At 74.5% G+C, this 16,877-nt stretch carries 1 protein-coding gene; it reads left to right on the forward strand.

Going from position 1 to position 16,877, the window contains the following annotated elements:
* Window positions 1–234 precede the first annotated feature (234 nt).
* Window positions 235–16,860 carry a type I polyketide synthase gene (locus CLT68_RS18935; RefSeq protein ID WP_099857341.1) on the forward strand — a complete coding sequence of 5,542 codons (16,626 nt, stop codon included), beginning with the start codon at window positions 235–237 and terminating at the stop codon, window positions 16,858–16,860.
* The last annotated feature ends 17 nt before the right edge of the window (window positions 16,861–16,877 follow it).

The following is a 16,877-nucleotide window of genomic DNA, read 5'->3' on the forward strand; positions in this document are numbered from 1 at the left end:
GTCACCACTCATTTCCGCATGGACATTGTCTCCACGTTAGGTTGAACGTGCCGTCAGGAAATGCGCCCCGATCCGGATCGGGGGTCGATCCAGGGGAGTAGGGGTCCCGTCCGAATGGCCTTCCCCCGGGGTGCACTCGATCGCTTAGGGGTGTCCGGCCTCCTCTGACGCTCATTACCGTCCGAACCGAACGCGCCATCGGGTCGTGTGGACGAGTGGGGGCCGCGGATCGTCATGAAGAGCGAATCAGCATTCACCGATGGAAATGCGGAATTTGACGGCGTCGCCATTGTGGGTATCGCCTGCCGACTGCCCGGCGCGGACGATCCGGCCGCGTTCTGGCGCCTGCTGGCGGACGGCCGCGACGCGGTCACCGAAGCACCGGCGCACCGCTGGGAGAGCGCGGGAGATCGCCCACGCGGCGGCTTCCTGGACCGCGTCGACGGCTTCGACCCGGGCTTCTTCGGAATCGCCCCGCGCGAGGCGGCCACCATGGACCCCCAGCAGCGCCTCATGCTGGAGCTCGGCTGGGAGGCCCTGGAGGACGCGGGCATCGTCCCGGACGCCCTCGCCGGCACGCGGGCCGGTGTCTTCGTCGGCGCGATCGGGGACGACTACGCCACCCTGTTGCGCGGCCTCGGCACCGACGGCATCACCCCGTGGACCCTGACCGGCACCAACCGGGGCATCATCGCCAACCGACTGTCCTACGTGCTCGGGCTGCGCGGCCCCAGCCTCACCGTGGACGCGGCCCAGGCCTCCTCGCTGGTCGCCGTCCACCTGGCCGCGGAGAGCCTGCGCGACGGCCGCTGCAAGGTCGCCCTGGCCGGCGGCGTCAGCCTCAACCTGGTCCCGGAGAGCACCCTCACCGCCGCCGCGTTCGGTGGCCTGTCGCCCGACGGGCGCTGCTACACCTTCGACGCCCGGGCCAACGGTTACGTCCGCGGCGAGGGCGGTGTGGTGCTCACCCTCAAGCTGCTCACCGACGCCCTCACCGACGGCGACCAGATCTATGGCGTGGTACGCGGCAGCGCGGTCAACAACGACGGTGGCGGCGACAGCCTCACCACGCCCACCAGCGACGGCCAGACCGACGTGCTGCGCGAGGCGTACCGGCAGGCCGGGGTGGACCCGTCAGTGGTCCAGTACGTGGAGCTGCACGGCACCGGCACCCGGGTCGGTGACCCGGTGGAGGCCGACGCGCTCGGTGCGGTCCTCGGGGTGGCGTCCGGCCGGCGGCAGCCGTTGCTGGTCGGGTCGGCGAAGACGAACGTCGGGCACCTGGAGGGCGCGGCGGGTGTGGTCGGGCTGCTCAAGACCGTCCTGGCGCTGCATCACCGGGAGCTGCCACCGAGCCTGAACTTCACCACGCCAAATCCGCAGATCCCGTTCGACGAGCTGCGGTTGCGGGTGCGTACGACCCACGGGGCGTGGCCGGAGACGGACCGGCCCCTGGTCGCCGGGGTGAGTTCGTTCGGCATGGGCGGCACGAACTGTCATGTCGTGCTGTCCTCGGCGCCGGCCTGGCCGTCCGTGGCCGGACCGGTGGCCGGCCCTGCTTCCGGTGGGCCGGTGGCGTGGCTGCTGTCGGGGCGTACCCCGGCCGCCGTGCGGGCGCAGGCCGCTCAGTTGCGTGACACGCTCGCGCAGGACGCGCGGCCGGTGGACGTGGCGTACTCGCTGGCCCGGCACCGGAGCGACTTCGACCACCGGGCGGCCGTGGTCGGCGCGGACCTGGCCACCCTGAAGGAGCGACTGACCGCACTGGCCGACGGTGAGTCGCCGGTGCAGCGGGCTAGCGACGGCCCGGTGGCGTTCCTGTTCGCCGGTCAGGGCTCCCAGCGGGTCGGGATGGGCTTCGACCTCGCGGACACCTACCCGGTGTTCGCGGTGGCCCTCGACGACACCTGCGCCGCGCTCGACGTGCACCTGGACCGCCCGCTGCGCGAGGTCATCGTGGAGGGGACGGAGCTGGACCGGACCGTCTACACCCAGGCCGCGCTGTTCGCCTTCGAGGTGGCGTTGTTCCGGCTGGTTGAGTCGTTCGGTGTCACCCCGGACTACCTGGTCGGGCACTCGATCGGTGAGATCGCCGCCGCGCACGTCGCCGGGGTGCTGTCCCTGCCCGACGCGGCGAAGCTGGTCACCGCCCGCGGCCGGCTGATGCAGGAGCTGCCGGCCGGCGGCGTGATGGTCGCGGTGCAGGCGTCCGAGGCCGACGTGGTGCCACACCTCACCGAGGGCGTCGACATCGCGGCGGTCAACGGCCCCCGGTCCGTGGTGCTGTCCGGTTCCGCCGAGGCGGTCGCTGCTGTCGCGGCGGAGTTCGAGAAGACCAAGCAGTTGCGGGTCAGTCACGCGTTCCATTCGGCGCTGATGGAGCCCATGCTGACGGAATTCGCCGCGGTTGCGGAGACGCTGACCTATTCGTCACCGATCATTCCCGTCATCTCCAACGTGACGGGGCGGATCGCCGAGACGCAGGACGCGGCCTACTGGGTGCGGCACGTCCGGGAGGCGGTCCGGTTCGCCGACGGCCTCGCGACCCTGAAGAGCGAAGGCGTCACCACGTTCGTCGAGATCGGCCCGGACGGTGTGCTCAGCGCGATGGGCGCCCACTGCGTTTCGACCGGTGCGTTCGTCCCGGCCCAGCGCCCGGACCGCCCGCAGGCGGAGACCTTCGTCGCCGCCCTGGCCCAGCTGCACGGCCGCGGCGTCCCCGTCGACTGGACGCCGTCGCTGACCGGCGGGATCCGCGTCCCGCTGCCCACGTACGCCTTTCAGCGGGAGTCCTACTGGCTGTCCGCCGACGCCGCCGTGGCACCGGCCGCGCCCAGCGCCGCGCGCTCCGAGGACGAGCTCCTCGATCTGGTACGGACGCACGCCGCCGCCGTCCTCGGCCACCCGGACCCGTTCACCCTCGACCCCACCCACTCCTTCAAGCAACTCGGGTTCGACTCGCTGACCGCCGTCGAACTGCGCGACCGGCTCGGTGCCGCCCTCGACCTGGTGCTGCCGGCCACGCTGCTCTACGACAGCCCCGACCCGGTGACGCTCGCCCGGTGGCTGCACACCGCCTCGGACGATCCCCGACCCTCGGCCGCCGAGCAGCCCGGGCAGCCGGTGCGGGCCGGCGCCGCCGAGCCGATCGCGGTCGTCGCCATGGCCTGCCGATATCCCGGTGGCATCACCGAACCGGACGAGCTCTGGCACCTGGTGTCCGGCGGCGGTGACGCCATCACCGGCTTCCCCACCGACCGGGGCTGGGACCTGACCGCCCTCTACCACCCGAACCCCGGCCACCCGGGCACCAGCTACACCCGCTCCGGCGGATTCCTGCACGACGCCGCCGAGTTCGACCCGGGCTTCTTCGGCATCTCGCCGCGCGAGGCGCTGGCCATGGACCCGCAGCAGCGACTGCTGTTGCAGGCCTCCTGGGAGGCGGTGGAGCGGGCCGGCATCGTGCCGGGCGCGCTGCGCGGCAGCCGCACCGGCGTCTTCGTGGGCGCCACCTCCCACGAGTACGGGGCACGCCTCGCCGAACCCGCCGACGGTCTCGACGGCTACGTGCTGACCGGCAGCACGATGAGCGTCGCCTCCGGCCGCATCTCGTACGTGCTCGGCCTCGAAGGCCCGGCGCTCACCGTCGACACCGCCTGCTCGTCGTCGCTGGTCGCCCTGCACCTGGCCGCCCAGTCGCTGCGCCGGGGTGAGTGCGACCTGGCCCTGGCCGGCGGCGCCACGGTGATGGCGGGCGCCGGCATGTTCGTCGAGTTCAGCCGCCAGCGGGGTCTCGCCGGCGACGGCCGCTGCAAGGCCTTCGGCGCGGGCGCCGACGGCACCGGCTGGGGCGAGGGCGTCGGGGTGCTGGTCCTGGAACGGCTCAGCGACGCGCAGGCGAACGGCCACCAGGTCCTCGCCGTGATCCGCGGCAGCGCGATCAACCAGGACGGCGCCTCCAACGGCCTCTCCGCCCCGAGCGGCCCCGCCCAGCAGCGGGTCATCCGGGCCGCCCTCGCCGACGCCGGGCTCACGGCCGCCGACGTCGACGTGGTCGAGGCGCACGGCACCGGCACCACCCTCGGCGACCCGATCGAGGCGCAGGCGCTCATCGCGACCTACGGCGCCGACCGGCACGGGGACGCTCCGCTGTGGCTGGGCTCGCTGAAGTCCAACATCGGCCACACCCAGGCAGCCGCCGGTGTCGGTGGCGTGATCAAGATGATCCTCGCGCTGCGGGCCGAGGTGCTGCCCCGCACCCTGCACGCCGACGAGCCGTCACCGCACGTCGACTGGTCCGCCGGCACCGTCCAACTGCTCACCGAACCCAAAGACTGGCGGCGCTCCGAGCAGCCTCGCCGGGCCGGCGTCTCCTCCTTCGGCATCAGCGGCACGAACGCCCACCTGGTGCTCGAAGAGGCACCCCAAGCCGCCGCCCCGGCCCGCCCCGACGTGCGGCGAACCGTGCCGGTGCTGATGTCCGCGCGTACCCCGCAGGCCCTGCGACGCCAGGCCGCCCGGCTGCGCGACCGGATCGGGGAGAACGACACCCACCTCGCCGACATCGCGTACACCCTGAACGTCACCCGGACCCGGTTCGCGCACCGCGCGGTCGTCCTCGCCGAGGGCCCGGACGACCTGCGCGACGGTCTGGCTGCGCTTGCCGACGACCGGTCGGCGGGGAACGTCGTCACCGCACACCCGGCCGAGCCGGGCCGGATCGCGTTCGTGTTTCCGGGACAGGGTTCCCAGTGGCTGGGCATGGCGGTCGAACTGGCCGAGGCCGAGCCGGTGTTCCGTGACCACCTGGCGGCCTGCGGGGAGGCGCTGCGCCCGTACACCGGTTGGGATCTGCTCGCCGCGCTGCGCGGCGACGACGACGCGCCGTCGCTGGACCGGGTCGACGTGGTCCAGCCCGCGCTGTGGGCGGTGATGGTCTCCCTGGCCCGGCTCTGGCAGGCCGCGGGCGTCCGACCGGCCGCGGTGATCGGGCACAGCCAGGGAGAGGTCGCCGCCGCGCACATCGCCGGCGCCCTCACCCTGGACGACGCCGCCCGGATCGCGGCCCGCCGCAGCCAGGCCATCGTCGCGCTGGCCGGCCGGGGCGGAATGGTCGCGGTGCAGGCGTCCGCCGCCACAGTGGAGCCGATCCTGGCCCGCTGGGGTGGCCGGATCAGCATGGCCGCCGTCAACGGACCGACCGCCGTGGTGGTCGCCGGGGAGCCCGCCGACCTGGACGACCTCGAACCGGCGCTGGCCGCCGCCGGCATCGAGGCGAAGCGCATCAAGGTCGACTACGCCTCGCACTCCGCCCACGTCGAGGTGATCCGCGAGGACCTGCTGGACGCGCTCGGCGGGGTCGAGCCGAGGGTCGCCGAGATTCCGTTCTACTCCACTGTCTACGGCTCCCGGTTGGACACCATCGAGCTGGGCGCCGACTACTGGTACACCAACCTGCGCCGCCCCGTCCGCTTCGCCGAGACGGTCGACGTGCTGCTGTCCGACGGGTACCGGGCCTTCGTCGAGACCAGCCCGCACCCGGTGCTCGTCGCCGCCGTGCAGGACTCGGCCGAACAGGGCGGAGTGGACGCCGCAGTGCTGCGGACGTTGCGACGCCACGACGGCGGTCCGGCCCGCTTCCGGGTCGCGCTGGCCGAGGCGTACGCGCGGGGGCTCGCTGTCGACTGGACGGACCTGACCCCGGACGGTTCGCTGGTGGCCCTGCCCACCTACTCCTTCGAGCAGGAGCACTTCTGGCATCACCCGGCCGTGCCCGGCAGCGCCGACGACCCGGCCAACGACCCCTTCTGGGCCACAGTGGAGCGCGGGGACGCCGCCGCGCTCGCCGCCGACCTGGCCCTGGCGCCGGGCACCCTGGACGAGATCGTGCCGGTGCTGGCCGCCTGGCGTCGCGAGCAGCGAATCCGCGCCGGTGCCGCCGGTTGGCGCTACGTCGTCGAGTGGAAGCCGCAGCCGGACTCCCCGGTGGCCGCCGACGGGCACTGGATCGTCGCCGTCGCCGGCTACGACCCCACCACCACTGCCGTCCTGCACGCCCTCGGCGACGCCGGGCTCACCCTCGACGTGGTCGTCGTGGCGGCCGACGCCGACCGGGCCACCCTCGCCGAGCGGCTCGCGGCGCGTGCCGACGGTGTCCTCTCCCTGCTCGCCTTCGCGGAAGGGCCCCTCGGCGAGGGCCTTCGCCGCACCCTGACCCTCACCCAGGCGCTCGGTGACGCTGGCGCCGACGCCCCGCTCTGGCTGGTCACCCGAGGCGGCGTCGACACCGGGCCAGCGGACCGGGTCGACGACCCCGAGCAGGCCCTGATCTGGGGTCTCGGACGGATCGTCGCCCTGGAACACGCCGACCGCTGGGGCGGCCTGGTCGACCTGCCCACCGATGTCGACGAGCGGGCCGCCGAGCGGTTGCTCGCCGCGGTCACCGGGGAGGACGACGAGGACCAGGTGGCCATCCGGGTCGACGGCCGCTACCTGCGCCGGCTCGGCCATGCGCCCCGCCCGACCCGGGTGGCCGGCGGTCTGCGCCCGGACGGGCCGGTGCTCATCACCGGCGGTACGGGTGCCCTCGGCGCCACCGTCGCCCGCTGGCTCGCCGAACGCGGCGCGCCGCACCTGATCCTGCTCAGCCGCCGCGGCCCGGACGCGCCCGGCGCCGCCGACCTGGTCACCGAACTGGCCGAACTCGGCGCCACCGCCTCGGTGGTTGCCTGCGACGCCGGCGACCGCGACGCCCTCGCGGCAGTGCTCGCCGCGCACCCGGTGCGCGCTGTCGTACACGCCGCCGGGCTGCTCGAGGACGGCACCGTCGACACCCTCACCACCGACCAGGTCGACCGGGTGCTGGCCGCGAAGGTCGCCGCCGCCCGTCACCTCGACGAGCTCACCCGCGACCGGGACCTCAGCGCGTTCGTCCTGTTCTCGTCGATCGCGGCGAGCATCGGCATCCCGGGGCAGGGCAACTACGCGCCGGGCAACGCGTACCTCGACGCCCTGGCGGAACAGCGCCGCGCCGACGGCCTGGCCGCCACCTCGATCGCCTGGGGCCCGTGGGCCGGCGGCGGCATGGCCGCCGACGCCGCGGTCGGCGACCTCATGCAGCGCCACGGCATCACCCCGATGGACCCGCAGATCGCGCTCGCCGCCCTGCAACAGGCCCTGGACGACGACGCCACCACCCTCACCGTCGCCGACCTCGACTGGGACCGGCTCGCCCTCGCGCTCACCGCCGGGCGTCGCCGCCCGCTGATCGAGGACCTGCCGGAGGTGCTGCGCGCCATCGGTGCCGGCGCGGTCGCCGCATCCGGCCCCCTCGCCGCCGGCGGTCCCGCCGAGAGCCTGGCCACCGCGCTCGCCGCGCTGCCCGAGGCGGCCCGCGAGCGGGCCCTGATCGGCCTGGTGCGCGAGCAGGCGGCGCTCGTGCTCGGCCACGCCGGCCCGGACGCGGTCGACCCGAACCGCCCGTTCCGCGAGCTGGGGTTCGACTCGCTCGCCGGTGTCGAGCTGCGCAACCGGCTTCGCACCGTCACGGGCCTGCGCCTGTCGACCACCCTGGTCTTCGACCACCCCACCCCGGCCGTGCTCGCGGCGCACCTGCACGACGAGCTGACCGGCACGCTGCCGGCCCGGCCGACCGACGACCCCGCCACCGTACGAGGACCCGACGAGCCCATCGCGATCGTGGCGATGGCGTGCCGCTACCCCGGGAACGTCAACTCTCCCGCCGACCTGTGGCGACTGCTGGACGACGGCGGTGACGCGATCGGCGGCTTCCCCGTGGACCGTGGGTGGGACCTGACCCACCTCTACCACCCGGACCCGGACCACCCGGGCACCTCGACCACCCGGCACGGCGGGTTCCTCTACGACGTCGCCGACTTCGACCCGACCCCGTTCGGCATCTCGCCACGGGAGGCACTGGCTATGGACCCGCAGCAGCGGCTCCTGCTGGAGACCTCGTGGGAGGCGTTCGAACGCGCCGGCATCAACCCCGCGACACTGCGCGGCCGGCACGCCGGCGTCTACGTCGGCCTCACCTACCAGGACTACGCGTCGCGGGTCCGGCAGGCGCCCGCCGACCTGGAGGGCTACCTGCTCACCGGCAGCACCGCGAGCGTCGCCTCCGGCCGCATCGCGTACGCCTTCGGCCTCGACGGACCGGCCGTCACCGTGGACACCGCCTGCTCGTCGTCGCTGGTCGCGCTGCACCTGGCCGTGCGGGCCCTGCGGGCCGGCGAGTGCGACCTGGCCCTGGCCGGTGGCGTCGCCATCATGTCCACCCCGCACATGTTCGTGGAGTTCAGCCGCCAGCGTGGTCTCGCCCCGGACGGCCGCTGCAAACCCTTCTCCGCCGACGCCGACGGCTTCGGCTCCGCCGAGGGCGTCGGCATGCTGCTGGTCGAACGTCTCTCCGATGCGCAACGGCACGGCCACCCGGTCCTCGCCGTGGTCCGTGGCACCGCGGTCAACTCCGACGGCGCGTCGAACGGTCTCACCGCACCGAACGGCCCCGCCCAGCAGCGGGTGATCCGGGCCGCGCTCGCCGACGCGGCCCTGGCGCCCGCCGACATCGACGTGGTGGAGGCGCACGGCACCGGCACCCCGCTGGGCGACCCGATCGAGGCGCAGGCGTTGGGGGCGACCTACGGCCCGGACCGCCCTGCGCAGCGGCCGTTGTGGCTCGGCTCGGTCAAGTCGAACCTGGGGCACACCCAGGCCGCCGCCGGTGTCGCCGGGATCATCAAGATGGTCGAGGCGATGCGGCACGAGGTGCTGCCCCGCACCCTGCACGCCGGGACTCCGAGCCCGCACGTCGACTGGGCGGACAGCCCGCTGCGACTGCTCGACGCGCCCCAACCGTGGCCGGCGGATCTGCCGCGCAGGGCTGCCGTGTCGTCGTTCGGCATCAGCGGCACGAACGCCCACGTGATCCTGGAGGCGCCGGCCGCAGCCGCAGCGCCACCCGACGCCTCTCCGACCGCCGACGGTGAGCCGTGCGGGGTGGTGCCGCTGGTGCTCAGCGGGCAGTCCGCCGAGGCGCTGCGCGCGCAGGCGGGCCGCCTCGCGGACCGGCTGACCGGGCCGGGCGCACCCTCGCTGCGCGACACCGGCTGGACCCTGGCCACCGCCCGGACCGCGTTCGCGCACCGCGCGGTGCTGCTCACCAGCGAGAGCGACGCGGTGGGTGCGCTGCGCGAGCTGGCGGCGGGCCGTGACGACACGAGCATCCACACCGATGGCGTACGTGCGGGAGGTCTGGCCTTCGTCTTCTCCGGCCAGGGGTCACAGCGGACAGGCATGGGCCTGGAGTTGGCGGCGTCGTTCCCGGTGTTCGCCGAGGTGTTCGACGCGGCCTGCGCGGAGCTGGACCTGCACCTGGACCGCCCGTTGCGCGAGGTGATCGCCGAGGGCGACGACCTGGATCAGACCGTCTACACGCAGACCGCCCTGTTCGCCGTCGAGGTGGCGCTGTTCCGCCTGGTCGAGTCGTTCGGCGTGACGCCGGACTACCTGGTCGGGCATTCGATCGGGGAGATCGCGGCCGCTCATGTGGCCGGGGTGCTGTCCCTGTCGGATGCGGCGAAGCTGGTCGCGGCCCGAGGCCGCCTGATGCAGGCCCTGCCCGCCGGTGGCGTCATGGTGGCGGTTCGCGCCACCGAGGCCGACGTGCTGCCGCTGCTGACCGACGGCGTGTCCATCGCCGCGATCAACGGTCCGCGCTCGGTGGTGCTGTCCGGCGTGGCCGACGAGGTTGCCGCGGTGGCGGCAAACTTCAAGAAGTCCAAGCGGCTGCGGGTCAGTCACGCGTTCCACTCGGTGCTGATGGAGCCGATGCTCGCCGAGTTCGCACAGGTCGCGGAGACGTTGATCTACTCGTCGCCGCGGATCCCGGTGGTGTCGAACGTGACCGGGCAGGTCGCGGAGACGCAGGACGCCGGCTACTGGGTGCGGCACGTGCGGGAGGCGGTTCGGTTCGCCGACGGCATCGCCACCCTGGAAGGCCTCGGCGTGAGCACGTTCGTGGAGATCGGCCCCGACGGGGTCCTCTCGGGAATGGGTGCCGAGTGCGTCAGCGACGCGGTGTTCGTACCCGTGCAACGCGCCGACCGGGACCAGACCGCGGCCCTCCAGACGGCCCTCGCCCGCGTCTTCGTGCGCGGCGTCGCCGTCGACTGGACGCCGTGCCTGACCGGTGGTCGCGTCGTCGACCTGCCCACCTACGCCTTCCAGCGGCAGCGCTACTGGTTCGAGGACGACAGCGCCGGCGACACCCCCGACACCCCGTTCTGGCGGGCCGTCGACAGTGGAGACCTGGCGGACCTGCTCGGCGTGGCCGCCGACCGGCCCCTCGACGAGGTCCTGCCCGCGCTGCGCGCCTGGCGTCGGCAGGGCACCGACCCCGGCCTGCGTTACCGCCTCGACTGGCCGGCCCGCGACGTTCCGGCCACCGCCGCCCGCCCGGGCCGCTGGCTGGTCGTCGTCCCCAGCCTCGACCTGCCGGTGGCCGCGAACATCCTGACTGCGGGCGGTCCCGACGTGGCCGCGGTGCCGGCCGGCGACCTGCCCGCCATCGACCCGGACGAGGTCGCCGGGGTGCTGTCCCTGCTCGCCCTGGACGAGCGCCCCGACCCGGACCACCCGCACCTGTCCCGAGGGCTGACCGGCACGGCGGCGCTGCTCCGCGATCTCCCGCCGGGCACGCCGCTCTGGGCCGTGACCAGCGGCGCCGTGCGGGTCGGCGACGAAGCTCGGATCAGCCCGCACCAGGCCACCGTGTGGGGGTACGGCCGGGTCGCCGCCCTCGAACTTCCCGACACCTGGGCCGGCCTCGCCGACCTGCCCGAGAGCCCCGGCGCCGAGGCACTCGCCCAACTCTGGGCGGTCGTGCGCAGCACCGGCACCGAGGACCAGGTCGCGATCCGGGACACCGGCGTGCACGTCCGCCGCGTCGTACCGGCCGCCCCGCCCGCGACGCCACGGCCCTGGTCACCGCGTGGCAGCATCCTGATCACCGGCGGCACCGGCGCGCTCGGCGCGCACGTGGCCCGCTGGCTCGCCGGCGCCGGTGCCCCGCATCTGGTGCTCACCAGCCGGGCCGGCGCGGACGCACCGGGCGCCGACCGACTCCACGCCGAACTGACCGCGCTCGGCGCCCGGGTCACCATCGCCGCCTGCGACGTGGCCGACGCCGACGCCCTCGCCGACCTGCTCGCCACCGTCGGGGACCTGAGCGCCGTCTTCCACACCGCCGGCGCCCTGCGGTTCGCCGGGATACTCGACGACGACCCGGCCGGGCTCGCCTCGGTCGCGGCGGCCAAGGTGACCGGCGCCGCCAACCTGGACCGGCTGCTCGGCGACACCCCGCTCGACGCGTTCGTGCTGTTCAGCTCGATCGCCGCGCTCTGGGGCAGCGGCGAGCAGAGCGGCTACGCCGCCGCCAACGCCTACCTGGACGCCCTCGCCGACGACCGGCGGTCGCGTGGTCTGACCGCCACCTCGATCGCCTGGGGCCCGTGGGGCGACGGTGGCATGGTCGACGCCGGCACCGAAACGCTGCTGTTCCGCCGTGGCCTGCCGGTTCTCGACCCGGAAACCGCTGTCGCCGCGCTGCGGCAGGCCCTGGACGCTGACGAGACCTACGTGGCGGTCGCCGACGTCGACTGGTCCCGTTTCGCACCCATCTTCTGTGCCGCCCGGCCCCGGCCGCTGATCGCCGACCTGCCGCAGGTGCGGGCGCTGACCGCCCAGACCGTGGAGGACACAGCGACGCCGCTGGCCGACACGCTGGTCGCGCTGGCGCCGGCCGAACAGGAACATCACCTGCTCACCCTGGTCCGGGTTGTCACCGCCGCCGTGCTCGGCCACGACGGGCCGGACGCGGTCGGCCCCGAACAGGCGTTCCGGGAGATGGGCGTCGACTCGCTCACCGGCGTGGACCTGCGCGACCGGTTGCGACGCGAGGTCGGCTTCGCACCGCCCGCCACCCTCGTCTTCGACCACCCCAACCCGCTCGCGGTGGCCCGCTACCTGCGCGACCGGCTGCTCGACCAGCCCGCCGCCGCACCGGCACCGGTCCCGGCGCTGGCCGTGGCACCCGACGACGACCCGATCGTCGTGGTCGGCATGTCCTGCCGGTTCCCCGGCGGGGTGCAGGGGCCCGACGACCTGTGGCGACTGGTCGCCGACGAGGCCGACGTCGTCTCCGGCTTCCCCGCCGACCGTGGCTGGGCCCTGGACGCGCTCTACCACCCGGACCCCGACCACCAGGGCACCGCGTACACCCGCTCCGGCGGCTTCCTGCACGACGCGGCCGACTTCGACGCCGACCTGTTCGGGGTGAACGGCCGCGAGGCCCTGGCCATGGACCCGCAACAGCGGCTCCTGCTGGAGACCGCCTGGCAGGCACTGGAGAACGCCGGCCTGCCACCACGCGGCCAGCGCGGACGCCGGACCGGCGTCTTCGTCGGCGGCGCCCACCTCGGGTACGGGGAGGGCGCAGCACCACCGCCCGGAGTCGAGGGCTACCGCCTCACCGGCAACGCCACCAGCGTGATGTCCGGCCGCGTCGCCTACACGTTCGGCTTCGAGGGACCGGCCGTCACCATCGACTCGGCGTGCTCGTCGTCGCTGGTCGCCCTGCACTGGGCGGCCCGCGCGCTGCGGCAGGGGGAGTGCACGCTCGCCCTGGCCGGCGGGGTCGCGGTCATGTCGAGCCCGGCGGTCTTCGTCGAGTTCAGCCGGCAGGGCGGGCTCGCTCCGGACGGCCGGTGCAAGGCGTTCGCCGCCGGGGCTGACGGCACCGGCTGGGCCGAGGGCGCCGGCTTCGTGGTCCTGGAGCGGATGTCGGACGCGCTGGCCAACGGGCACCACGTACTCGCGGTGCTGCGCGGCAGCGCCGTCAACCAGGACGGCGCCTCCAACGGACTGACCGCCCCGAACGGTCCCGCGCAGCAGCGGGTGATCGCCGAGGCGCTAGCCGACGCCGGTCTGTCCACAGCGGACGTCGACGTGGTCGAGGCGCACGGCACCGGCACCACGCTCGGCGACCCGATCGAGGCGCAGGCGCTGCTGGCCACGTACGGGCAGGGTCGGGCGGCCGACCAACCGCTGCTGCTGGGCTCGCTCAAGTCGAACATCGGGCACGCCCAGGCGGCCGCCGGCATCGGCGGGATCATCAAGATGATCCAGGCGATGCGGTACGGCCTCGCGCCGCGGACCCTGCACGTGAACGAGCCGACCCCCCACGTGGACTGGTCGGCCGGCGCGGTGCGGCTGCTGACCTCGGCGCAGCCGTGGCCGGAGACCGGACGGGCCCGTCGTGCCGCCGTCTCGGCGTTCGGGGTCAGCGGCACCAACGCCCACGTCATCCTCGAACAGCCGGAACCCGCCGCGCAGCCGGTGACCGCGCCGGACGCGGACGCACCGCCGCAGCACCTGCCCTACGTCCTGTCCGGACGGTCGGACCGGGCGCTGCGGGAGCAGGCGGAGCGGCTCCTCGCGGCCGGCGTGGACCGGCACGTCGAGGCCGGCGCCGGCGTGACCCTCGCCCGTTCCCTGGCCACCACCCGCTCCGCCCTCGACCACCGGGCGGTCGTCCTGGCTGTCGACGCCGCCACCCTGCGCGGCGGCCTGCACGCCGTCGCGACCGGCGAACCCGACAGGTCGGTGATCGGTGGCGCCGCGACCGCCACCGGCAAGCTCGCCTTCCTCTTCACCGGCCAGGGCAGCCAACGCGCGGGCGTGGGCCGGGACCTGTACGCCACCGAGCCGGTCTTCACCGCCGCGCTCGACGACATCCGGGCCGCCTTCGACCCGCACCTCGACCGCCCACTGCTCGACGTCATGTTCGCCGACCCGGGCACCCCTGAAGCGGCACTGCTGGACCGGACCGAGTTCACCCAGCCGGCGCTCTTCGCCCTCGAAGTGGCCCTGTACCGCCTCCTCGAAGCACGCGGAGTGACCCCCGACTACCTGCTCGGCCACTCCATCGGTGAGCTCGCCGCCGCCCACGTCGCCGGTGTGCTGTCCCTGCCCGACGCCGCGCAGCTGGTCGCCGCGCGGGGCCGGTTGATGCAGGCACTCCCGTCCGGCGGCGCGATGCTGGCCATGCAGGGCACCGAGGCGGAGATCCGACCGCTGCTCACCGGCGACGTGTCGATCGCCGCGGTCAACGGACCCGACTCGGTGGTCGTCTCCGGCGACGCGGACACCATCGACCTCATCGCCGAGCGCTGGCGCGCCGACGGGCGACGGGCCAAGCGGCTCACCGTCAGCCACGCATTCCACTCCGCCCAGATGGACCCGATGCTCGACGAGTTCGGGCGGATCGCGGCCGGGCTCACGTACGCGCCGCCGAGCATCCCGCTGATCTCCGACCTGACCGGCGAGCCGATCGGCCAGCCGGACGCCGACTACTGGGTGCGGCACGTACGCGAGGCGGTGCGCTTCGCCGACGGAGTCACCGCCCTGGACGCCCGGGGTGTCACCGCGTACTGCGAGGTCGGCCCGGGTGGGGTGCTGACCGCGCTGGCCCGGGACTGCCTGCCCGCCGCGAAGCAGGTGGACGCCGTCCTGGTCGCCGCGCTGCGCGGCGATCGGAGTGAACCCACCGCCGTCGCCGAGGCGGTGGCCGGCCTGCACGTCGGCGGCGTGCCGATCGACTGGTCGACAGCGCTGCCCGGCACCGGGACCGTGTCGCTGCCGACCTACCCGTTCCAACGCCGCCGGTTCTGGATCGCCCCGGCCCCGGCCGGCGGCACCGCCGCTGATCCGTCGGACGACCCGTTCTGGTCCGCGGTGGAGCACAACGACCTGGAGACGCTGGGCACGATGCTCGGCGACGCCCGGGTCGGCGAGGTGGCACCGGCGCTGCCGGTCCTGGCCGACTGGCACCGTGGCCGCCTGGCCCGTGGCTCCGCCGACCGCAGGCGCTACCGGGCCCAGTGGGAACCGGTCGCCATGCACGGGACCGCCCGTCTGACCGGGACCTGGCTGGTCGCTCTTCCCGGCCCGGTCGACGCGTACGCCCGTACCGTCATCGAGGCCCTGACCGAGGCCGGCGCCCGCACCCGGCCGATGGTGCTGGACGGCCGCGACCGCGCGGCGATCGTCGCCGAACTGGCCACGGCCGACGAGGTCTCCGGCATCCTGTCGCTGCTCGCCCTGGACGACCGGGAGCTGCCCGGCCACCCCGGGGTGCCAAACGGGCTGGCCGCGACCCTGGCCCTGATCCAGGCGGCCGGCGACGCCCACCTCGACGCGCCGCTGTGGGCAGTCACCCGGGGTGCCGTCTCCGCCACCGCCGAGGTCACCGACCCCGCGCAGAACGCCGTCTGGGGTCTCGGCCGGGTCGCCGCCCTGGAACACACCGCCCGCTGGGGTGGTCTGATCGACCTGCCGGAACGCGTCGACGGCCCCGCGCTCTGCCGGGTGCTCGCCGACGGCGGCGAAGACCAGGTGGCCCTGCGCGACGCCGGCACGTTCGTCCGCCGCCTGGTCCGCGCACCACTGCCGACCACCACAGCCACCCCGTGGACACCGCGCGACACCGTCCTGATCACCGGCGGCACCGGCGCGCTCGCCGGGCACGTGGCCCGCCGGCTCGCCCAGGACGGCGCCGGTCACCTGGTCCTGGCCAGCCGACGCGGTGGCGACGCCCCCGGCGCGGACGACCTGACCGCGGCGCTGACCGCGCTCGGCGCCCGGGTCACAGTGGTGGCCTGCGACCTGACCGACCCCGACGACGTCGCCGAGCTGCTCCGCCGGGCCGACGCCGACGCGTTGCCGCTGCGCGCCGTGGTGCACACCGCCGGCATCGGCGACTCGGCCCCGCTCGCCGAGACCACCCCGGAGCTGCTCGCCGGCATCGTGGCGGCGAAGATCGGCGGCGCCCGGCACCTGGAGGACCTCCTCGGTGACCGTGACCTGGACGCGTTCGTCTGCTTCTCCTCCATCTCCGGGGTCTGGGGCAGTGGCGGACAGGCCGCCTACGCCGCGGGCAACGCCTTCCTCGACGCGTTCGCCGAACGACGCCGCGCGAGAGGCCTGGCCGGCAGCGCGATCGCCTGGGGGCCGTGGGGTGAGGGCGGCATGGTCGCCGACACCGGCACCGAGGAGCACCTGCGGCGCCACGGGCTCACCCCGCTGGTGCCGTCGGCAGCTGTCGACGCCTTCGCCCGCAGCCTCGACCACGGCGACATCACCGTCGCGGTCGCCGACGTGGACTGGGCCCGCTTCGCCCCCGCCTTCACCGCCGCCCGCACCAGCCCACTGCTCGACGGAGTCCCGGAGGTCCGCGCGGCGGTCGCCGAACCGGTCGCGCAGGTCCAGGCCGCCGGGCCGATCGACGGGCTCACCGACCTGCCCGAGGCCGAACGCGGGCACCTGCTGCTCGACCTGGTCCGGACCGAGACGGCCGCGGTCCTCGGCCCGGGCGGCGGCTTCGAGGCGAACCGTGCCTTCCGCGAACTCGGCTTCGACTCCCTGACCGCTGTCGAGATGCGCAACCGGCTCACCACTGTCACAGGGCTCAGCCTCCCGGCCACCCTGGTGTTCGACCACCCGACCCCGGCAGTGCTCGCCGCGCACCTGGACACGCTTCTGATGCGCGAGCACCGTCCCACCGCGCCGACAGTGGTGGGTCGGCTCGACGACCTTGAGGCGGCCCTCGCCGCCACGCCGGTCGACGACGCCGACCGGCCGGCCCTGGTGGCCCGCCTACAGGCGCTCGCACACCGCTGGGCCACCGCCGAGGAACCGGCGGAGGCGGGCGGCGACGAAATTGGCGACGCGACCGCCGACGAACTGCTCCAGATCATCCAGAACGAATTCGGCAGATCTTGATCCGCGCAGCGGGAACG

The sequence above is a fragment of the Micromonospora sp. CNZ299 genome (assembly GCF_002754415.1).

Excerpts from the sequence above, each read along its gene's own strand:
- CLT68_RS18935 (WP_099857341.1), top strand. The coding sequence starts at position 235 with ATGAAGAGCGAATCAGCATTCACCGATGGAAATGCGGAATTTGACGGC.